The 21,386-nt window shown below is 30.8% G+C and carries 19 protein-coding genes; 15 read left to right on the plus strand and 4 right to left on the minus strand.

Features of this window, described 5'->3' with window-relative positions:
- Positions 1 to 8: 8 nt before the first annotated feature.
- The 12 genes from Q0776_RS03885 (at position 9) to Q0776_RS03940 (ending at position 13,237) form a co-directional block, all read left to right on the plus strand.
- On the plus strand, positions 9 to 863 hold the full coding sequence (locus Q0776_RS03885) for a ChaN family lipoprotein (protein WP_298365223.1): 855 nt from the start codon (positions 9 to 11) through the stop codon (positions 861 to 863).
- A 37-nt stretch (positions 864 to 900) separates the two neighbouring features.
- A complete protein-coding gene (locus Q0776_RS03890; RefSeq protein WP_366138758.1) occupies positions 901 to 2,205 on the plus strand; it encodes a PAS domain-containing sensor histidine kinase in 1,305 nt (434 codons plus the stop codon).
- Complete coding sequence (locus tag Q0776_RS03895) at positions 2,202 to 3,263, plus strand: response regulator (RefSeq protein ID WP_298365225.1); 1,062 nt, start codon at positions 2,202 to 2,204, stop codon at positions 3,261 to 3,263. The genes Q0776_RS03890 and Q0776_RS03895 overlap by 4 nt, the downstream gene beginning before the upstream one ends.
- Positions 3,264 to 3,373: 110 nt before the next feature.
- Positions 3,374 to 4,219, plus strand: a complete 846-nt coding sequence (locus Q0776_RS03900) for a universal stress protein (RefSeq protein ID WP_298365228.1) — start codon at positions 3,374 to 3,376, stop codon at positions 4,217 to 4,219.
- 21 nt (positions 4,220 to 4,240) lie between these two features.
- Positions 4,241 to 4,855: a hypothetical protein gene (locus Q0776_RS03905; protein ID WP_298365229.1), complete on the plus strand. Its 615-nt coding sequence runs from the start codon at positions 4,241 to 4,243 to the stop codon at positions 4,853 to 4,855.
- A 123-nt stretch (positions 4,856 to 4,978) separates the two neighbouring features.
- On the plus strand, positions 4,979 to 6,211 hold the full coding sequence (locus tag Q0776_RS03910) for a DUF481 domain-containing protein (protein ID WP_298365231.1): 1,233 nt from the start codon (positions 4,979 to 4,981) through the stop codon (positions 6,209 to 6,211).
- 336 nt (positions 6,212 to 6,547) lie between these two features.
- The gene (locus Q0776_RS03915; protein WP_298365233.1) at positions 6,548 to 7,216 is read left to right on the plus strand and encodes a succinate dehydrogenase cytochrome b subunit; all 669 of its coding nucleotides are present in this window, start codon (positions 6,548 to 6,550) and stop codon (positions 7,214 to 7,216) included.
- Between the two features lie 12 nt (positions 7,217 to 7,228).
- Positions 7,229 to 9,232 carry a fumarate reductase/succinate dehydrogenase flavoprotein subunit gene (locus tag Q0776_RS03920; protein WP_298365235.1) on the plus strand — a complete coding sequence of 668 codons (2,004 nt, stop codon included), beginning with the start codon at positions 7,229 to 7,231 and terminating at the stop codon, positions 9,230 to 9,232.
- A gap of 8 nt (positions 9,233 to 9,240) precedes the next feature.
- On the plus strand, positions 9,241 to 9,984 hold the full coding sequence (locus tag Q0776_RS03925) for a succinate dehydrogenase/fumarate reductase iron-sulfur subunit (RefSeq protein ID WP_298365236.1): 744 nt from the start codon (positions 9,241 to 9,243) through the stop codon (positions 9,982 to 9,984).
- 140 nt (positions 9,985 to 10,124) lie between these two features.
- Complete coding sequence (locus Q0776_RS03930; RefSeq protein ID WP_298365238.1) at positions 10,125 to 11,294, plus strand: carboxypeptidase-like regulatory domain-containing protein; 1,170 nt, start codon at positions 10,125 to 10,127, stop codon at positions 11,292 to 11,294.
- 21 nt (positions 11,295 to 11,315) lie between these two features.
- The gene (locus tag Q0776_RS03935; RefSeq protein ID WP_298365239.1) at positions 11,316 to 12,473 is read left to right on the plus strand and encodes a methionine aminotransferase; all 1,158 of its coding nucleotides are present in this window, start codon (positions 11,316 to 11,318) and stop codon (positions 12,471 to 12,473) included.
- Positions 12,461 to 13,237 (plus strand): amidohydrolase, encoded by a 777-nt coding sequence (locus tag Q0776_RS03940; protein WP_298365241.1) that lies wholly within the window; start codon positions 12,461 to 12,463, stop codon positions 13,235 to 13,237. Before Q0776_RS03935 ends, Q0776_RS03940 begins: the two co-directional genes overlap by 13 nt.
- A gap of 137 nt (positions 13,238 to 13,374) precedes the next feature.
- On the opposite strand, the gene Q0776_RS03945 is transcribed toward Q0776_RS03940, so the two are convergent.
- The 3 genes from Q0776_RS03945 to Q0776_RS03955 are packed head-to-tail and all read right to left on the minus strand — an operon-like array spanning position 13,375 to position 15,614.
- Positions 13,375 to 14,370 carry an acyl-ACP desaturase gene (locus tag Q0776_RS03945; protein ID WP_298365242.1) on the minus strand — a complete coding sequence of 332 codons (996 nt, stop codon included), beginning with the start codon at positions 14,368 to 14,370 and terminating at the stop codon, positions 13,375 to 13,377.
- 27 nt (positions 14,371 to 14,397) lie between these two features.
- Entirely contained in the window at positions 14,398 to 15,129 is a 732-nt protein-coding gene (locus Q0776_RS03950; protein ID WP_298365243.1) for a lysophospholipid acyltransferase family protein, read from the minus strand.
- Between the two features lie 50 nt (positions 15,130 to 15,179).
- Entirely contained in the window at positions 15,180 to 15,614 is a 435-nt protein-coding gene (locus Q0776_RS03955) for a hypothetical protein (protein ID WP_298365244.1), read from the minus strand.
- 231 nt (positions 15,615 to 15,845) lie between these two features.
- Between Q0776_RS03955 and Q0776_RS03960 the strand changes: the two genes are divergently transcribed.
- The 3 genes from Q0776_RS03960 (at position 15,846) to Q0776_RS03970 (ending at position 20,743) form a co-directional block, all read left to right on the plus strand.
- The gene (locus tag Q0776_RS03960) at positions 15,846 to 18,767 is read left to right on the plus strand and encodes a TonB-dependent receptor (RefSeq protein ID WP_298365245.1); all 2,922 of its coding nucleotides are present in this window, start codon (positions 15,846 to 15,848) and stop codon (positions 18,765 to 18,767) included.
- Between the two features lie 171 nt (positions 18,768 to 18,938).
- Complete coding sequence (atpD, locus tag Q0776_RS03965; protein ID WP_298365247.1) at positions 18,939 to 20,447, plus strand: F0F1 ATP synthase subunit beta; 1,509 nt, start codon at positions 18,939 to 18,941, stop codon at positions 20,445 to 20,447.
- Between the two features lie 17 nt (positions 20,448 to 20,464).
- Positions 20,465 to 20,743 carry a F0F1 ATP synthase subunit epsilon gene (locus tag Q0776_RS03970; protein ID WP_298365248.1) on the plus strand — a complete coding sequence of 93 codons (279 nt, stop codon included), beginning with the start codon at positions 20,465 to 20,467 and terminating at the stop codon, positions 20,741 to 20,743.
- A gap of 56 nt (positions 20,744 to 20,799) precedes the next feature.
- Here Q0776_RS03970 and Q0776_RS03975 read toward each other — a convergent pair whose 3' ends face one another.
- Positions 20,800 to 21,372, minus strand: a complete 573-nt coding sequence (locus Q0776_RS03975) for a hypothetical protein (RefSeq protein WP_298365249.1) — start codon at positions 21,370 to 21,372, stop codon at positions 20,800 to 20,802.
- Positions 21,373 to 21,386: the final 14 nt, after the last annotated feature.

A 21,386-nucleotide genomic window follows, 5' to 3' on the forward strand; every position in this document is an offset into this window, starting at 1 on the left:
TATTATTTATGCGAAAACTAATAGTATTTCTACTTGTAATCTCATTTTCAGCAAGTATTCTTTCTCAAAATAAACCAGCTTACAAATTATATACAGCAAAAGGAAAAAAAGTATCCTATAAAAAAATGCTTGGTAAAATGGAAAAAGCTGATGTTATTTTATTTGGAGAACATCATAACAATCCTATTGTACATTGGTTGCAACTTGAAGCTACTAAAGATTTGGAAAATAAGCGAAATTTAGTTTTAGGAGCTGAAATGATTGAGACGGACAATCAGCAGGAGTTAAATAAATATTTAGCTGGAGAAATTTCCCAGCGTGCACTTGATACTTTAGCCAGGTTATGGAATAATTATTCAACAGATTACAAACCGTTGGTTGATTTTGCAAAAGAAAAAAAATTAAACTTTATTGCTACAAACATTCCAAGGCGCTACGCTAGTAAAGTTTTTAGAGGCGGTTTTGAAGTTTTAGATAAATTACCTTCAAAAGAAAAAGAATGGATTGCCCCATTGCCAATTAAATATGATGCAACATTGCCAGGATATGTTAATATGAAAAAAATGATGGGCGGTCATGGTGGAGATAATTTACCAAAAGCACAAGCCATAAAAGATGCAACAATGGCTTATTTTATTTTAAAAAATAAACCGTTAAATAAATTATTTGTGCATTATAACGGCTCATATCATTCAGATAATTATGAAGGAATTTTTTGGTATTTAAAACAGCAAAACCAATCATTATCTATTGTAACTATTAGTGTTGTAGAGCAAGAAAAAATTAAAAAGTTTAATAAAGATTATAAATTTAAGGCCGATTTTATAATTATAGTTCCTGTTAATATGACTAAAACATACTAGTTAAGACCTGTTTTCCAAATTAAGTAATAATTAAATAGTGTTAAATTTAACAATACAGTTAATATTTTTTGTTATTTTCGAAACACTAAAACTAAAAAAAGACACCGCATTGCCTATTCTATTTCATGAAAACCTTAATGTTTTCAATGTTTTATTTGAAGCAGTTTCAGAAGGAGTAATAGTTGTTGATGAAAATCAGACAATTGTTGTAACAAATGCTGCTGCAGAAAAAATGTTTGGATATTCTAAAGATGAATTAGTAAACCAGCATTTACAATTATTAATTCCAACAAGGTATCATAAAAATCATGGTGGCCATTTTAAATCATTTTATAAAAAATCTGAAACACGTCAAATGGGTCAGAATACCGATTTATATGGAGCACATAAAAACGGAGCAAATATACCAGTAGAAGTTGGGTTGAATCCATTTGAAATTGAAGGGAAAAAGTATGTAATGTCTATAGTTATTGATATTACAATTAGAAAAAAATCAGAAGCTAAAATTTTAGAATTAAATAGCCTATTAGAAGGGAAAATTTCCAAAAGAACAATAGAGTTAAATAATACAGTAACCAACCTAAAAGAGGAGATTGAAAAAAGGGTAAAAGCTGAATCTAAATTAAGGAAGGCCCTTAAAAAAGAGAAAGAGTTAAATGAATTAAAAACAAAGTTTTTGTCGCTTGTTTCTCACGAGTTTAAAACACCATTAAGCGGAGTTTTAAATGCAGCCGTATTAATTGGGAAATACAAGCTCACCGAAATGCAAGACAAAAGAGAAAAACATTTATTAACAATTAAAAATAAAGTGCATTATTTAGACGGTATTTTAAATGATTTTTTATCGGTAGAAAGGATGGAGTCGGGGAAAGTTACATATAAATATGGAAATTTTAAACTTAGCAAAGTAGTAAATGAAGTTATTTACAATGCAAATCTAATGTTAAAAAGTGGGCAACATATTAATTACCCTAAAAATATAGACAACATAGATCTTTATCAGGATGAAAAAATACTAGAACTTATTTTATCAAATGTATTAAGCAACGCTATAAAATATTCACCAGAAAACACAAATATCGATTTTCAAATTAAAGAAACAACCGATAAAATTTTATTTCAAATATCAGATCAAGGAATAGGCATTCCTCCAAAAGATCAAAAATATATTTTCAATCGTTATTTTAGAGCTGAGAATGCTTTAACAAATCAAGGAACAGGTATAGGTTTAAACATTGTAAAAGGACATTTAGAAAGTTTAGGAGGAAAAATAGAATTTAGAAGTATATTTAATGAAGGTACTACATTTACAATTCAACTACCATTAATTAGCAAAGAATGAAAAAAATATTAATAATTGAAGACGACTCAGTTTTAAGAGAAACCACGGCCGAAATTTTAGAATTAGAAAATTATAAAGTAGTTACTGCTGCCAATGGAAAAAGAGGTGTAGAACAAGCTCGAATAATGTTACCAGATTTGATAATTTGTGATATAATGATGCCAGAGCTTGATGGTTATGATGTGTTTAAATTACTTTCAGAAGATTCCAAAACAAAAAAAATACCTTTTATTTTTATGTCGGCCAAAACTGAAATGAAAGATGTAAGAAAGGGAATGGATTTAGGAGCAGATGACTATTTAACTAAACCAGTTGAAGAAGAATTGCTTTTAAGCGCAATAGAAAGTCGACTTGCGAAATCTGAATTGTTAAACGAGGCTGAAATTATTGAAGAAGAGGCTGAGGAAGAGGTAGATGAAACGCTTGAGAATATTTTAAATTTGGACGATTTAAAAAATTATTTTTGCGATTATGGTACAGCAAGAACATATAAAAAAGGAGAATATATATACAAGGAGCAAGAAAATTCGAATTACGTTTATTTAGTATATAAAGGAAAAGTAAAAGGAGTAAAAATTGATGAATTTGGAAAAGAATTAATAATTACTGTCAACAAAGATGATGACCTTTTTGGATTTTCGGCATTATTTGAAGGGGCAAGAAATTATGAATCTGCAATTGCCATGGAGAAAGTGGAAATTATGAGTGTTTCTAAAAACACTATTCAATCAATATTAAAAAATAATTATCAACTTTCGTTAGATATTTTTCAATTGATAAATGAAAATTTAACAGAAATAAAAGATCAGTTACTTCAAATGGCCTATGGTTCAATGCGAAGAAAAACAGCTAAAACAATTATTAAATTTGCCCATAAAATGAGGCAAAAAACCACAAATAGTATTAATATTTCCAGAAGAGACTTAGCAAGTGTTGCCGGAATTGCAACCGAAAGTCTTATTAGAACTTTGACCGATCTTAAAAAAGAAGGAGTTATTGAAATTGAAGGAAGAAATATTAGAATTATCGATTTAGAAAAATTGGAAGCTATCTATTAATTTCTGATTTATTCATTTCAAAATCATAAGTTTTCAAATCATAATTTCACTGATTTATGTCATTTCTTATTAATACTGCATTCTATATGTTTGCAGTAATATTAGGAAACATGAAGAACGTATTAATTTTAACTGATTTTTCTGATAAATCATGGAACTCTATTGAGTATGCTCTTGGTTTATTTCAAAACACACAATGTACCTTTCATTTGTTACATGCTGGTAAGAGAAACGAAAATGAAGTTGAGAATGAAATTTATGACCAATTTCAAATGGTTAAAGTTTTTAATAAGCGAGACACCAAAAGGGCTTTTGACGTGTTATTGCAAAAGTTAAAAACTCTTTCGCTAAAAGGAAATCATAAATTTGTGTCTGTTTTAGACAATAATAATATAGTTGAAGCGGCAAGAAATCAAATAAAAAATAATAAAATAGATTTAATTGTTATTGGCGCAGATGATATGACGCTAAAAGGTAAAATTAATAAAAACTCTATTTCCGAAGATGTAATTACAAAAGTTAAATGTTCTGTACTGGTGGTTCCAGAAGAAGCAAGGTTTACGGGGTTATTTCAAATTGGAGTTCCAACAGATTTTACTAATTTTTATGAAGCTAAATTATTACAAGACTTAACAAATAGAGGTAGTTATAGCAATTCGGCCCTGCGTTTTCTATACCTTAGTAAAGAAAATGATAAATTAAATAAAGAGCAAAGTTGGAACAAAGAAACATTGCACGATTATTATATTAATAAAGAACATTCTTTTCATTCTGAAGTAAATCCAAACTTAGAAATTTCAATGCAAAAATTTATTGAAGAAAAGAAAATAGATATTGTTGTTTTAGCGGCTAAAAACCTAAATTTATTTGAACAAATTTTATTTAGGCCAAAAACCGAACGTTTAGATTATTACTCAAAAACACCTTTCTTAGCTTTGCACCAATCCAATTTTTGATAAATTTAGCAAACAGTTTAAATGAAAATAATTATAACACTAACTATTTTATTTTTAGGAGCTCAACTATTTTCTCAAACAAATTATCAAAAATTTAAGTCGCAAGATTTTCCCATTAAAAAGTGGATTATTTTTCATCCTTTGAAAGCAAAAAAGGCTGAAATTTTATCGAAAAAAGCATTAAAAATTTCAGACTCAATTGCAGCTACAAATTTATTTAGTAACGACAAATTTGGCGGAAGTGTTGATGCCTTTAGACATGCTTTTTGGATGGCAACACTTCGTCAGCAAATTGGCAAGTGTGCTGCTCAAAGTTTAGGAAAAGCTTACGAAAGAAGTAATAAAAGAACATTTAAACGAAGTAATAGAAAAGGAACAACATCATTTTATGATAAACCTTCAAAAAAGATGGATTTGTTCAATAATAAAGTAGGTTTGAGTTTAGTAAAAAGAAATCAAATTATTAATAAAAATGAGTTGATAATTATTATTGTACAAGCAATTAAAAACGGGAAACTTAAAATTTTAAAAAAGGATTCATTTGGTAATTTTTTAAATTGTAAAGGGCAACGCTTAAATTTAATTGAAGTTAAAGGTTGGAGAAATGACAAGTGTCTTGTTTCTTCAAATAAATAGTATTTTTTGTAACTAATTTGGTAAATAATTGGATATAAATAATTTTCATAAATGTATTTTTAACGCTTATCTTTGTTGTTCGGTATAATGATTGTGGCATCTGGTTAAAAATATTTTAAAAAAATGAAAAAATTATTTACAATTCTATTATTATTGCTTTGTTTTCAGGTATCAGCAAACGATAAAAGACCAGCGGAATTAAATGTTTATTTGGATTGTAGTAAATGTGATCACGCATACATTAAGCAAAACCTTAGCCATGTAAACTTTGTTAGAGATCAAAAATTTGCAGATGTATATATTTTAGTTAGAACTCAAAGAAATGGAAGTGGAGGAGTAAAATATGAATTTGAGTTTCAAGGCCAACACAAATATAAAAAAATGAGAAATAGATTGAGTTTCTCTACAAAAACAGATGATACTCGAAATGAAGTAAGAGATTTAGTTTTTGAGTATTTAAAATTAGGGTTGGTAAAATTTTGGATTAGAAGTGGTAACGATGATGTTATTTCTATTCAATTAAAAGAAGATGATAATAAAATTGAGGCAGAAGAAGTAATTGACCTATGGAATAAATGGGTGTTTAATATTGGTTTTAGAGGAAATTTTAGCGGTGAAGAAGTGAAAGAAACCAAGTATTTAAATTACAATGCTTCAGCAAAAAGAGTGACTGAAAAAAATAAATTATTTTTAAGAATTAGCAGAAGTAAGGATAAAAAAACATTTAAAAAAGAAGATGGTAATACGGTTACAAATCAGGAAGCAACCACATTTTATTTTTCTGATGTTTTTAGTTTAAATAGTCATTGGTCTGCGGGTTTTTTTGGAGCATTTCATGAATCAACTTATAGAAATTATGATTATTCGGCTTGGCTAAAACCAGGAATTGAATATAATTTTTTCGATTATAAGGAATCTTCAAAAAAGCAATTAATCCTTTCTTATAGAATTGGTGGAATTCAAAACGATTATATAGAAACTACATTATTTAATAAGGATAAAGAATTATTGTGGGAGCATGGCTTAAATCTTGGGGCCGCGGTTCAACAAAAATGGGGAAATATTTCAGGGGAAATATCTTACGAAAGTTATTTGCATGACACCTCACTAAGGGCATTTACATTTGATTTAGGTACAAACTTTCGATTGTTTAAAGGATTTTCGTTAAGTGTAAATGGAAGTTATGATATTACAGATAATCAAATTAACTTAGCTGGAGGAGATTTAACTATTGAAGAGCTTTTATTAGCACAAAAACAGTCTCAATCGGGTTTTCAATATGCACTTAGATTTGGGTTAAATTATTCTTTTGGTTCTATGTACAATACCATTGTAAATCCTAGGTTTAGTTTTTAAACTTGTACCTTTAAAAATTAGTTTTTTTAGGAAAATTTATTGGTTTGCTGCTCATTAATTTCTAATTAAAGTTTCTAGCCATATTTCTATAGGCTAATTATCCTATTTTTGAATTTTTCTCAATAAAATGTTAATCCGTAAAAAAAGGTGGAAAATTGAAAATAAAAGAGCTTTTTTTATGTGTAAAATTGTTGAATTTGCTGTATTTATTGTTGATTTATTAATTTTTTCATACATTTATTTTATAATCATTCTAAATAGCGGAATAAGAATAAATATTCTTTAATTAAAAAGGAGAATTGAGTATCTTTGTGGCTTCAAAAAAAATAATAAAAAATGAGCGTTTTATCATCATCAATTGCAAGGAAAGTAGCAATGGCTTTGTCAGCACTTTTCCTTATCATTTTCTTAATTATTCATTTAGCAGTTAATTTAACATCCTTATTTAGTGCAGACGTTTTTAATGAGGCGTCTCATTTTATGGGTACAAATCCATTAATACAGTTTGCAATGCAGCCAGTATTAATTTTTGGAGTTGTATTTCACTTTGTTATGGGTTTTATTTTAGAGCTAAGGAATAAGGGAGCGAGAAATGTAAAGTATGCTAAATTTAATGGAGCTGCAAGTTCTTCTTGGGCATCTAGAAATATGATTATTTCTGGAGGTGTAATTTTAGCATTTATTGTTATTCACTTTTTAGATTTCTGGATTCCAGAATTAAACACTAAATATGTTCTTGGGGATATGTCTGGTTTACACAATGGAGAATTCAGGTATTTTGAAGAGTTACAACACAAATTTGTTCCTATTTGGAGAGTTGCTGCATATATTGTAGCGTTTGTATTATTAGGATTGCATTTAATGCATGGTTTTCAATCTGCATTTCAATCAATGGGCTTTAACAACAAATATTCTGGTTGTGTAAAAACATTTGGAAAAATTTATTCTGTTGTAATTCCTTTAGGTTTTATTATTGTAGCATTATTTCACCACTTAAACCATTAATCTTAGAAAACTATGACGACTTTAAATTCAAAAGTACCACAGGGTCCAATAAAAGATAAATGGACAACTTATAAAGAAAATGTAAATCTTGTTAACCCAGCAAACAAACGTAATATAGATGTTATTGTAGTTGGAACTGGATTAGCAGGAGGTTCTGCGGCGGCATCGCTGGCAGAATTAGGATATAACGTAAAAGCTTTTGCTTACCAAGATTCTCCGCGTAGAGCGCATTCAATTGCAGCACAAGGAGGTATCAACGCAGCAAAAAATTATCAAAATGATGGAGATTCTAACTATCGTTTATTTTACGATACTGTAAAAGGAGGAGATTACCGTTCACGTGAAGCTAACGTTTTTCGTTTGGCTGAAGTATCAGGAGCTATTATAGATCAATGTGTTGCACAAGGTGTACCTTTTGCACGTGATTATGGTGGATTACTTGATAACCGTTCATTTGGTGGTGTATTAGTATCTCGTACTTTTTACGCTAAAGGACAAACAGGACAACAATTATTATTAGGTTGTTATTCTGCAATGAACCGTCAAATTGCTCGTGGAAAGATTGAAATGTTCAATCGTCACGAAATGTTAGACGTTGTAAAAGTTGACGGAAAAGCAAGAGGTATTATTGCACGTGATTTAATTACTGGTGAAATTGAGCGTCATTCAGCTCACGCAGTAGTTATTGCAACAGGTGGTTATGGAAATGTATATTTCTTATCTACTAATGCAATGGGATCTAATGCGACTGCAGCTTGGAAAATTCATAAAAAAGGAGCATATTTTGCAAATCCTTGTTTTACACAAATTCACCCAACGTGTATTCCACGTTCAGGTGATTACCAATCTAAATTAACGTTAATGTCAGAATCATTACGTAATGATGGTAGAATTTGGGTTCCTGCAAAAATTGAAGATGCAAAAGCAATTCAAGAAGGTAAATTAAAACCTACACAAATTGCAGAAGAAAATAGAGATTATTACTTAGAAAGAAGATACCCTGCATTTGGTAACTTAGTGCCTCGTGATGTTGCATCTAGAGCCGCAAAAGAACGTTGTGACGCTGGTTATGGAGTAAATGCTACGGGTGAAGCGGTATATTTAGATTTTGCATCGGCCATTGCTCGTTATGGAAGTGAAAAAGCTAAAGTTCAAGGAATCTCTAATCCTTCAAAAGAAGTTATTACAGAATTAGGAGAAGCTATTATTGAAGCTAAATACGGTAACTTGTTCCAAATGTACGAGAAGATCGTTGATGAGAATCCGTATAAAACACCTATGATGATTTATCCAGCTACACACTATACAATGGGTGGTATTTGGGTTGATTACAACTTAATGACAACAGTACCTGGTTTATACTGTATTGGTGAAGCTAACTTTTCAGATCACGGAGCAAACAGGCTTGGAGCTTCTGCTTTGATGCAAGGATTGGCTGACGGATATTTTGTATTACCTTACACTATTGGTGAATACTTAGCAGATGATATTAGAACTGGAAAAATTTCAACTAATTCTCCTGAGTTTGATGCAGCTGAAAAAGAGATTAAGGATAAATTAGAATTCTTCGTTAGTAATAAAGGATCACATTCTGTAGATTATTTCCATAAAAAACTAGGTTTAGTAATGTGGAATAAAGTAGGAATGGCTCGTAATGAAAAAGGATTAAAAGAAGCTATCAAAGAAATTCAAGATATTCGTGAAGATTTCTGGAAAAATGTAAAAGTTCCAGGAAGTTTAAATGAAATGAATGTTGAACTGGAAAAAGCGGGTAGAGTTGCAGATTTCTTAGAATTAGGAGAATTATTTGCTAAAGATGCTTTAGAAAGAAACGAATCTTGTGGAGGTCATTTCCGTGAAGAGTATGTTACTGAAGATGGAGAAGCACTTCGTGATGATAAAAATTATGCTTATGTTGCTGCTTGGGAATACACAGGAAAACCAAGTGAAGCTATTTTGCATAAAGAAGAATTAGAATTTAAAGATATTGAATTAAAAACTCGTTCATACAAATAAGAAAGATTATGAATTTAACGTTAAAAATTTGGAGACAAAAAGGGCCTCAAGATAAAGGTCAAATGGTCGAATATAAAGTAACTGATATTTCAGAACATATGTCTTTCTTAGAAATGATGGATATATTAAACGAAAGTTTAGTTGCGAAAGACGAAGAGCCAATAGCTTTTGATCACGACTGTAGAGAAGGTATTTGTGGTATGTGTTCTTTACATATCAATGGTGAACCACACGGTCCGGATAGAGGAATAACAACTTGTCAGTTACATATGCGTATGTTTAAAGATGGTGATACTATTTATATTGAGCCATGGAGAGCTAAAGCATTCCCTGTAATAAAAGATTTAATTGTAGATCGAATGGCTTTTGAACGTATTCAACAAGCGGGAGGGTATATTTCGGTTAATACTTCAGGAAATACGCAAGACGCAAACGCAATTCCAATTCCAAAGAAAGATGCAGATTTATCTATGGATGCCGCTGCTTGTATTGGTTGTGGAGCTTGTGTTGCTAGTTGTAAAAACTCAAGTGCAATGTTATTTGTTTCTGCAAAAGTATCTCAGTTTGCTTTATTACCTCAAGGTAAGGTTGAAGCTGCAGACCGTGTAAGAAATATGGTAAAACAAATGGATGAAGAAGGTTTTGGTAACTGTACTAACACTGGTGCTTGTGAAGTTGAATGTCCAAAAGGAATTTCATTAGAAAATATAGCACGAATGAATCGTGAATATTTAAAAGCTAGCATTATCTAAATTTATTTTAGAAATAATATATAAAACCTGTTTCTTACAAGAAACAGGTTTTTTTGTGCCACAAATATTCTAAATAGACAAGGTAATTTATGTAAATAAGAAAATTATGTATATTTAAAAGATTATATAAAAGACCTGAAATGAAATTATTTAAAAATTGGACCTTATTTATTGTTTTTTTTATTGGAGTTGTATCAATAAATGCACAGCAGGAGAAAATTATATTAGAAGGTGTTATAATAGATGAAAATAATATGACAATTCCTTATGCTTCAATTACTATTATCAATAAAAATAATGGTACTTCAAGTACAGAAGAAGGTGGTTTTAGTCTATCCGTTTCAAAAGAAAACTTAAAAGATTCTTTATTAATATCAAGTATTGGATTTGAATCTTTAAAGCTTAAAATTCAAGATTTTATCAATAATAAAAATAAAAATATTATTATTAAAGAGCACGTAACTTCTTTAAGTACAGTAGAAATCATTAAAAATATAGATTACGTAAAAAGAGCAATTAAAAATGTACGTCAAAATAGTGTAAGCTCTAGACATCAATTAAAAATTCTTTATCGAAGAGCTTCAGAAGAAGAGGGTAAATCAAGATTTTTTGTAGAACACTACTTAAATGTAATTGATTATGGACCCGGAACAAGTGGGTTTAATAATATTGAAATTGTTGAAGGTAGAAAATCAGCCGATTATCGTTTTATAAAAAAGAAGTTTCCAATTCATAATATTAAGGTGATGGCTACTAGAAACCCGATAAGAAATGGAATTAATCTTAAACAGTATAAATGGACAAAAAAAGGGGATACATCCTATGATGGCGAAGATGTAGTTATAATGGAAGGTCGAAAAGGTAAATGGAATTTTATTAGATTGTATATAGGGGTTGATACCTATGGTATATATAAAATTGAGACTTCCGATTTGGATGCTGTGTATGTTTATAAAAAGAATAAAGATGGAAAACTATATTTAAGTTATCATAATCGTGTATGGGAATCTGAGGAGTTGCTGCCAGAATTTCAACGAAAGCTAGCCAAAAAACCAGAAGGTACAAAAGTTAAAGTTGCTTATAGACACGAGGCTTTTGTTATGAATATTGAAACTGATAGAAAAAAAATAAAATTTGGAAAACATTATAACCAGGTAATGGATATGGGAGATATGAAAGTTCCCTACAATGCAGAATTTTGGAAGAATTTTAATGTACCACCAGATACTGAGTTTTTTAGAAAAATTAAATCTGAATTAGAATCTCATTATGGAGTTCCATTGAAAAAACAATATGAACTAGTTAACTAGAATAAAAATTAAAATATATAAATGCCAACTTATAAATCGAGTATTCAGTCTAAATTACAAAATGTTGAAAGCTCCATTTTTTCAGTAATGAGTGGTTTGGCTTTTAAACACAAAGCCATTAATTTATCCCAGGGATTTCCAAATTTTGAAAGTTCTTTAGAACTTAAAAAAATGGTAAATAATGCCATGTTAAATGGGAAAAATCAATATGCTCCAATGGCAGGCATATTTAGTTTGCGAAGAACTATTTCTGAGAAAACAGAAAATTTATATGGAATACATTATAATCCAGAAAATGAAATAACCATAACAGCCGGAGCAACTCAAGCCATATTTACAGCTATTGCGGCAACAATAAATAGGGCTGATGAGGTAATTATATTTAAGCCAGCTTATGACAGTTATGAGCCAACTATTGAATTGTTTGGAGGAAAAGTTGTTTCCTATCAATTAAATCCAGAAACGTTTAAAGTGAATTGGGATGAGGTGAGGATGTTAATTACTCCCAAAACCAAAATGATTTTAATTAATACGCCTCATAATCCTTCGGGAAAGGTATTTTCTAAAGAAGATATGATAGCTCTTGAAAAATTGTTAGTTGGAACTAACATTATTTTGTTAAGCGATGAGGTTTACGAACATATTATTTTTGATGGAACTCAACACCAATCGGCTGCCTTATTTCCAGGTTTAGCAGAAAGAACGTTTATAACAGCCTCATTTGGAAAAACTTTTCATAACACAGGTTGGAAAGTAGGGTATTGTATGGCTCCGAAAGAATTAATGAAAGAATTTCAAAAAGTGCATCAGTTTAATGTGTTTAGCGTTAATCATCCAATGCAAGTTGGGTTGGCAAAATATATACAAAATCCGCAAACTTATTTAAAATTAGGTGATTTTTATCAAGAAAAAAGAGACCTTTTTTTAAGTTTAATGAAAGATTCTCGTTTTAGTTTTGCGCCATCAAATGGTACATATTTTCAATTAATGAATTATAAAAATATAACAGACGAAGCCGATGTTGATTTTGCGATAAGATTAATAAAAGAATATGGAGTTGCTTCAATTCCAATTTCGGTTTTTAACGAAAATAACTTAGATACAAAAGTATTACGTTTTTGTTTTGCTAAAACAAATGATACCTTAAAACAAGCAGCAGAAATATTATGCAACATTTAAAAATAGCTTTAATTCAATCTGAAATAGTTTGGCAAAATGCAGAACTTAATAGAATTAACTTTATAGAAATGATAAAAAACATTTCTAAAGACGTTGATTTAATTGTTTTTCCTGAAATGTTTACCACTGGGTTTAGTATGCAGCCAAATGCAATTGCAGAATCTATGGATGGTAAAACGGTTCAATGGATGCAAAAATTAGCTTTAAAAAAGCAAGCAGCTGTTGCAGGAAGTGTTATTATAAAAGATGAAAGTAAATTTTATAATAGGTTTTTATTTGTGCACCCATCAGGAAAAATAGAATTTTATAACAAAAGGCATTTATTTACATTGGCTGGCGAGGAGAAAGTATATACTGCAGGAGAAGAAAAAGTAATTATAAATTATAAAGGTTGGAAAATTTGCCCGCAAGTTTGTTACGATTTACGTTTTCCGGTGTTTTCCAGAAACATTGAAGAATATGATGTGTTACTATATGTTGCAAATTGGCCTAAATTAAGAATTTTAGCGTGGGATACTTTATTAAAAGCACGTGCCATTGAAAATATGTGTTATACTATTGGAGTTAATAGGATAGGCGCTGATGCAAATAATTTAGAATACAATGGTCATTCAGCAGTGTACAATTGTTTAGGTGAAATTCAAAGTAATTTAGATGAAGAGAAAAGTTTAGTTCAACAAATTGAATTGAACAAAAGCCATATTATCGATACACGAAAGAAATTAAATTTTTTAAACGACAGAGACTCTTTTCAAATTAATTAGTTTTATTTTAAGAAGTACAATTTTCATTATAGAAAAATAAAAAAGTACAAGTATATTTTAGAAATGTACTTTAGAAATTAAAAAAAAGCTCAAGTGAAAATTAAATATGCACTTGAGCTTTTGAATGAATAAACTTTTTAGGTTAATGGATTCATCCATTTAAAGTTATATTTTGTGTCGGGTACAACTATTCGTTCTGTTATTCTGTACATTCTATCCGGTAATTTCATTAAATAATCTCTAGCTTTTTCTCCTTCAGAGGTTAAACCTGTGATTTTGTCAATTTCCCAAGTAGAGTTTAGTTTTTTAATAATATCTACATAATCAAAACCAGTATAAACTCCAGCTCTTTGTGCTACGGTCGAAAATTGATCGAACAATGTTCCTTTTGCTTCCCCAGAATGACGTAAATGCACTGCAGGCATTACAATTTTATGTTTCATCATATGTTGAAAAGCTAGCATCATTTCGCTTGGGTCATGTTGAAATATTTGACGCACAAATTCTGTGTAAGCTAAATGGTGACGCATTTCATCTCCGGCAATTATTTTAGACATTTTAGCTAATAATTTGTGACCATTTTTTCGAGCTATTTTAGCGACATTATTATGCGATACATAAGTTGCCAATTCTTGAAAACTGGTATACACAAAATTCTTATATGGATCACGAGATGTTCCAATGTCAAAACCATCGCTTATTAAATGTTGAGTGGTAATTTCCACTTCGCGCATATTAACTCTTCCAGAAAGATATAAGTATTTGTTTAAAACATCTCCGTGTCTATTTTCTTCACCTGTCCAGGCTCTAATCCATTTTGCCCATCCATTATCTCCTTGTTCATTGCTGTGTTGAGAAATTCCTTCTACGTCTAAAAGCCAAGATTCATAAGTGGGTAGAGCTTCTTCGGTTATAGTGTCGCCAACTAAAACAACCCAAAAATCATCATCCATTTCTTTTGATAATTCTCGAATCTCTTTAACTTCTTCTAAAAAGTTTTCACTTTGAGAATTGGGTAAAAAATCTGTAGGTTGCCAAATTTTTTCAGGTGTAATTAAAAACTTTTCTACAAAAGTATCTATATTTTTTTCAAGGGTTAGCATTACCTCTAACCGGATATTGTGTAATGACATGTTCGTTTTTTTTAGTTTAGTAGGCTACTAAACTACGGAATTTTTTATAGTACTTTCAACTTTTTGAAATAGCTCTTCAAATTTCATTGATTTTGCTTCAATTGCTTCGTGAAATTCTAAAGTAACATTTACGCCAACTTCTAAAGGAAACATTCCATATTTATTTAGTTTCCAGCAATTATTAATTGTTACAGGAACTACATAAGCTGAAGGTGCAAATTTGGTTAACATTTTTAATCCGTTTTCCGAAAATCGTCTTGGTTCACCATTTTTACTTCTAGTGCCCTCAGGAAAAATTACAGCTGCATAGTTGTTTGCTTCAATATATTTTCCAAAATCTTTTAAAGCAGCAAGTGATTGGCGAGGATCTTTTCGGTCAATTAATACAGATCCACCATGAGTTAAATTATAAGATACACTTGGAATTCCTTTTCCTAGTTCTATTTTTGAAACAAATTTAGGGTGATAATCTTTTAAAAAACAAGCAAGCGGACAAATATCATGCATGCTTTGGTGATTTGATACTATTATTAAAGGAACGTTTTTGGGTATAGGATAATTGCTTATAAATTTGATTTTTGTACCTAATACATAAAGTAGATAGGTTAGTGTGCAATTCATAATATCTACAATTGCTTTATGCCCTTTATATTTTCCAATATTAAAACCTAACCATTGTAGACCATGAAAAAACACTAAAAAAATTCCGTAAAAAAGATAGAATATTACTGATAGTATATAAGATATAATTTTTTTCATGCTAATTCTCTAAAAAAAATCCCAAGCAATAAGCTTAGGATTGTATTATTTTAATTTGAAAACCATTGAGACCAAGGAATGCGACTTAATATTAAAATTAATGCAATTGCATAAAATACTGCAATTGTTTTAAATTTAGAATTATCAGTTGTTTTCTTTTTGTGTTTAGAGAAACCCATAGTAATTAAAGTAATTGCAATAATACCTACTATAGGGTGTTCTACTAAAATTTTTCTCAACTCACTATTTTTCATAACCTCTCCCATTCCAATTCCTCTCATGGTTTCATAAAATGAAGAAGTGTAAAATGCAATAAACCCTATTATAAGTTGAATATGAGACGTAATAAGGGCAAATAATGAAATTCGTAAATCTTTTGCTTCAAATTTTTTCTTAGAAGTTAAACCAATTATTGCGTTTATGGTAGCAATAATTAAAATTGCCAAAACAACGTAAGCCCAATAAGAATGAATTGTTTTAATCATAATTGTTTGTTTTTTTAGTTCCGACAAATTTAGGTAAATAAAATTGATTTTATTTTTGGAAATGCAAGAATGTTAAAAATAAGGTCTTACTGCGAATATGAAAATTATTCACCTTTTTAGGGGTAATATTAAACTAAATTCAAAAATTATAATGCATTTTTTAGGATAAATCGAAAAAAATTGTACTTTGCAATTAAGTTAATAGTTAATCAATTTTAATAATACGTAATTATGAAAACAGTAATAAGTGTTTTTTTTGCACTTTTTACGGGTTTTGTGATGGTCGCCCAGACATCAATTTCAGGATCTGTAAAGGAAGCAAAAACTGGTGAGCCTATTCCAGGTGCTAATATTAAAGTAGTAGGAAAATCAATAGGAACAACAACCGACTTCGATGGGAATTTTACATTAAAAATAGCCCAAAATCCACCTTTTTCTTTAGAGGTTTCATTAATTGGCTTCTCTTCAACAACAGTGGAAGTTTCAGAAAACAATCAATCATTAAATATTTTATTGGAAGAATCTGCAACTGCTTTAGATGAAGTTGTTGTTTCAGCATCAAGAACTCCAGAAAGAGTTTTAGAATCTCCAGTAACTATCGAAAGAATGGATATTAGAGAGATAAAAAATACATCCTCTCCAACTTTTTATGATGGGTTAGAAAATTTAAAGGGTGTTGATGTTAATACAAATAGTTTAACGTTTAAATCAATTAATACTAGAGGTTTTGCAACTTTTGCAAATACCCGTTTTATGCAATTAGTTGATGGTATGGACAATTCATCGCCAGCTCTTAATTTTAATTTAGGGAATCTTTTAGGTATGTCTGAATTAGATGTAAATACAGTAGAATTATTGCCTGGAGCATCTTCAGCATTATACGGTGCAAATGCTTTTAACGGAATTTTATTTATGACCAGTAGAAATCCTTTCGATTCTGCAGGAATTAGTGTTTATGGTAAAACAGGAATCACTTCTTCAAAAGAAGCCGGAGATAATAATTTTGTGGATGCTGGAATTAGAGTAGCTCATAAATTTAGTGATAAATTTGCAGCTAAAGCATCTTTTTCATTCTTAAAAGGAACAGAATGGTATGCAACAGATTATAGAGATTTTGACCACCTTAATAGTGTATCTGGTGAGCCTTCAAAATTGGTTCCTGAAACAGGACAAACGTCATTTGATAGATTAAATGTATATGGAGATGAAGTACAATTATCAGAAACTCCTTTTGGAGATTTACAAGGTGTGGCTGGTTTTTTAGCCTCAACTACCAATCCTGAACTAGCTCCTTTGGTTTCTTTAATCCCTAAGGATAATGTATCTCGTACAGGTTATAAAGAGAGAGATTTAACAGATTATGAAGCAGAAAGTGCTAAAGTTGATGTAGCTTTCCATTATAGACCAAACGGAGACGATTTAGAACTTATTTATAATGCTAAATTTGGTAAAGGAAATACTATTTACCAAGGAGCTAATAGATATAACATAAAAAACTTTTTTATGCAGCAGCATAAAATTGAAGTTAAAAACGATAACTTTTTTGTAAGAGCATATATGACAGATGAAGATGCAGGAGACTCTTATGATATGCGTTTTGCTGGTATTAATATGAATAAAGCAGATGCCCAACAATGGTTTGGAACCTATGCAGGGGCATATGCACTTGGAGCGAAGCAAATTTTAGACGGAGGAGGTTCACCAACAGATGTTGCTGCAGCTTCTTCACAATTACATGCTGGAGCAAGAGAATTTGCAGATGCAACTGTGACCTTGCAACCGGGAACACCAGAATTTAAAGCAGCTTTAGATGCAACAGCTTCCGACCCAGATTTAGCAACTGGAGCTAAATTTCAAGACCAAACAAAACTTTATCATGCAGATGCAAACTATAACTTTCATAAGTTAATTGATTTTGCAAACATTCAAGTGGGAGGTTCATGGAGACAATATTCTTTAAATTCTAGCGGAACCATTTTTACAGATTATGATGGTCCAATTCATTATAACGAATACGGTGCTTATACACAAATACAAAAGAAATATTTAGATGATCGTCTTAAATTTACGGGATCCATCCGTTATGATAAAGCTAAAAATTTTGATGGAAATGTTTCACCAAGAATCTCACTTTCTTATTCATTAGGACAAGGAAAAACAAGAAATTTACGTGCGTCATTTCAAACTGGATTTAGAAATCCAACAACACAAGATCAATATATTGGCTTAGATGCATCACAAGCAATTTTGGTGGGTTCGGCACCAGATAACTTAGATAGATATACGTCTAATCCTATTGGTAATAGTGCAGCAGCACAACAATTAGGTTTTCCTGAAGCAGTACAATTAACAGGTAGAGCTGCTTATGAAAACGCTTTTACTTTAGCTTCGCTTCGTGAATTTGGAGCAAGTGCTGCACAAGGAACTGTTAACCCAGCATTGTTAAAAGTTGGTAATTTTGATTATGTGAAACCAGAAAAAGTTACTGCCTATGAAATTGGTTATAGAGCAGGATTTGGAAGGTTGTCTTTAGATGCGAGTGCTTATTATAATAAGTACGAAGATTTTATTGGAAATAAAACAGTGGTAGTACCACATTATGGAAATGTTGATTTTTCGGATATAGTTGCACTTCCACCACAATTAGGAGGACCAACACCGGCTGCATTAATTGCAATTGGTAATGGAGATTGGCAACCATTCCAAGTGTATACAAATTCAACAGCAGATATAGCATCATATGGTGGTAGTATTGGAATGTCGACTAAAGTTTCTGGAAATTATAGTTTAGGTTTAAGTTATACTTTTGCTAAATTTGATTTTGATCAGGCAAGTGACCCAGATTATGAAGCAGGATTCAACACACCTGAACATAAAGTGAAATTTTCAATTGGAAATACTGAGGTAATAGAAAATTTAGGATTTAATGTTAATGTTCGTTGGAGTGATGAATACTTTTGGCAATCTTCATTTGTTGATGCTGTAATAGATGCAAGAACGGTGGTAGATGCTCAGGTTAACTATACTATTCCAAAATGGAAATCTACTTTTAAAATTGGTGGAGCCAACCTTGGAGGAAAAGAATATTTTAGTGCGCCAGGTAATGGGAAAATTGGTTCGCAATACTTTGTATCATGGACTATTAATCCATAATAATTCTAAATAATAAAAAGATTTTAAAGCGCTCTAATTATGTTAGGGCGCTTCTTTTTTAAAAAATATATATAATTATTTTCAAAATAAAATCAAAAAACTATCTTTGCAACCTGCGAAATGCGGTTAAACTAAAAAGATTAATTATCTAAAATATAAACACTTAAAGTAATGACAAAGGTTACAGGTAAAGTTGCACAAATTATTGGTCCAGTTATAGATGTTGAATTTGACTCTGGAGCAGAACTTCCAAAATTATACGATTCATTAGAAATTAATAGAGAAGATGGTTCTATTTTAGTATTAGAAGTTCAGTCTCATATTGGAGAAGACACTGTAAGAACTATATCAATGGATTCAACGGATGGATTAAGTAGAGGGACTGAGGTTGTTGGAACTGGGAGTGCTATTCAAATGCCTGTTGGAGCTGATATTTATGGTCGTTTATTCAACGTAATTGGTGATGCAATTGATGGTTTAGGAAATTTACCAAAAGCAGGAGAAAATGGATTACCAATTCACCGTCAAGCTCCAAAATTTGAAGATTTATCAACTTCTACAGAAGTGTTATTTACAGGAATTAAAGTAATTGATCTTATTGAACCATACGCAAAAGGTGGTAAAATTGGATTATTTGGTGGAGCCGGAGTAGGTAAAACCGTATTAATTCAGGAGTTAATTAATAATATTGCAAAAGGTCACGGTGGATTATCAGTATTTGCTGGTGTAGGTGAAAGAACTCGTGAAGGGAATGACCTTTTAAGAGAGATGTTAGAATCTGGAATTATCAAATATGGAGATGACTTTATGCACTCTATGGAAGATGGAGGATGGGATTTAACAAAGGTAGATAAAGCTGGAATGAAAGAGTCTAAAGCTACTTTCGTATTCGGACAAATGAATGAGCCACCTGGAGCACGTGCACGTGTTGCTTTATCTGGTTTAACAATTGCTGAATATTTCCGTGATGGTGCAGGTGAAGGGCAAGGAAAAGATGTATTATTCTTCGTGGATAATATTTTCCGTTTTACACAAGCAGGTTCTGAGGTATCGGCATTGTTAGGTCGTATGCCATCTGCGGTAGGTTACCAACCAACATTAGCAACAGAGATGGGAGCAATGCAAGAACGTATTACTTCAACTAAAAATGGTTCTATTACATCAGTACAAGCGGTATACGTACCTGCGGATGATTTAACAGATCCAGCGCCAGCAACAACGTTTGCGCATTTAGATGCAACTACAGTATTATCTCGTAAAATTGCTGAGTTAGGTATTTATCCTGCGGTAGATCCATTAGATTCTACATCAAGAATTTTAACAGCTGATATTTTAGGAAAAGAACATTATGATTGTGCTCAAAATGTAAAAGAGTTATTACAACGTTATAAAGAATTACAAGATATTATTGCAATTCTTGGTATGGAAGAGTTATCTGAAGAAGATAAATTAGTTGTACATAGAGCTCGTAGAGCGCAACGTTTCTTGTCTCAACCTTTCCACGTAGCAGAACAATTTACAGGTATACCAGGTGTATTAGTTGATATTAAAGACACTATTAAAGGATTTAATATGATTATGGATGGTGAGTTAGATAAATATCCTGAAGCAGCATTTAACTTAAGAGGATCAATCCAAGATGCTATTGATGCTGGTGAGAAAATGTTAGCTGAGGCTTAAACTTAAAACTAAAAAATATGATTTTAGAAATAGTTTCTCCAGAAGCAACATTATTACATTCAGAAGTTGAATTAGTTTCAGTTCCTGGTGTTAATGGAGAGTTTCAAATGTTAAATAATCACGCGCCTGTTGTTTCTTTGTTAGTTGAAGGAAATGTAAAATTTAAAGGTGCAAACATTAAACTTGAAGAAGGTTTTGAAAATAAATTTACTGATACTAAAGGTGAGTTTTCATTACCAATAAAAAGTGGAACAATTGAAATGAAAGAAAACAAGATTATTATTCTTGTTGATTAATTTCAAATAAAATAAAAATAAAAAACGCCTAGCTATTTTGCTGGGCGTTTTTTATTTTAAAATCGTTTCCCTATAAATATTCCGCCTCTAAAAAAACCTTCAGGAGAGACATCACTTAAACCTAGGGTTCTTCCTCCACCGGCAAAAATTTCGAGAACAAATCCATTGTGATTTACCCATTTTTTACCAATAGACAATCCTAGTGCTGTATCAAAATAGTCATTATCTTCAAAATTGTCATAAAAATAATCATCATGTGTTCCAAATGAAAATTTGGAAAACCCCTCTATAAATAAGCCTCTAGCCCCAAAATCTTGACGATTTAAAAAGTACATTCTGTAAAAAGGAGTTATAGAAAGCTTTTCGAAATAGGCGTCGTTTTCTCTTGGATTTATTAAAACAGAAACTCCATAACCTGACGAGTCGTTTCCTACAAATTCGTAACTAGCTTCAATAATTCCTCCTATTGCTAACTTGGCACCATCTATTTTTATTTCACTTAAATTAGAAGGAGGGTTACTATAGTTGTTTTGTAGTTGGTTTTTATTAATTCGATATGAACCTTTATAACCTTGTGAAAATACCGTTAAACTAAATAAGAGTATTATTGTAAATGCAATGTTTTTCATAATGTTTTAATTAA

Source organism: uncultured Lutibacter sp., assembly GCF_947495725.1.
In the GTDB taxonomy this organism is placed as follows: Bacteria; Bacteroidota; Bacteroidia; order Flavobacteriales; family Flavobacteriaceae; genus Lutibacter.